The 663-nt window shown below is 52.8% G+C and carries 1 protein-coding gene; it reads left to right on the top strand.

Translation table 11 applies throughout. From position 1 onward, the window contains the following. Positions 1-294: 294 nt before the first annotated feature. Positions 295-432, top strand: coding sequence for a hypothetical protein (locus tag ACP96_RS18980; RefSeq protein ID WP_154020518.1), 138 nt, complete (start codon positions 295-297; stop codon positions 430-432). Positions 433-663 lie beyond the last annotated feature (231 nt).

Genomic DNA, 663 nt, shown 5'->3' on the forward strand with positions numbered 1-663 from the left:
CCCCATCTACCGCGACCACCAGCACCAACCCCTCTCTATTCGTCGGCAGCGTCAGAGGGGTATAAGAGACAGGGCTCACGCTGTGCCGGCTGTCGAGACCTCGGGGTAAACACGTACTAATAAAGGCACCTGTCGAATCGGAATCACCCGACGCCGGTCCGTGACTGTCACCCGACACGACAGAGCACGCGAAGGGCTCTCAGAGCGTATCAGAAACCGAAGTGCGAACCACTCCGCCGATATACTGATGGTTTTAGTCAGATGTAGTATCAACGGTGTCGATTCGTGGGGTGTGTGGATGACGCGATCCGCTCGCTGTCCGACGCCCCGATCGGCTCGCCGTCGTCCGAGGACATCACGACTGAGAGCGACCGAGAGTACGTACAGTGGCTTGTCGGGAGGGAGAGAAGGAACTTGAAATCGATGATATAAAAAAGAACACTCTCATCAGAGTCTTTGCACCTACCAAACCGGCGCCTCAATTCACTCCACTACTGCCCAGAAATTGAACGGTTCTGCTGACTCAGGTCGTCTTTTGGCTCCACGATTGGGAAGTACCGAAGCTGAATGTTAATATAATTATCCTTCCACAGTCTTAGCTTCAACAAAACAAGATAGAACGTGGATAGATATGTTGTATGGTAGTTGGATAGCGGCTTGCTG

It is taken from the genome of Halorubrum halophilum (assembly GCF_000739595.1).
Classification (GTDB): Archaea; Halobacteriota; Halobacteria; order Halobacteriales; family Haloferacaceae; genus Halorubrum; species Halorubrum halophilum.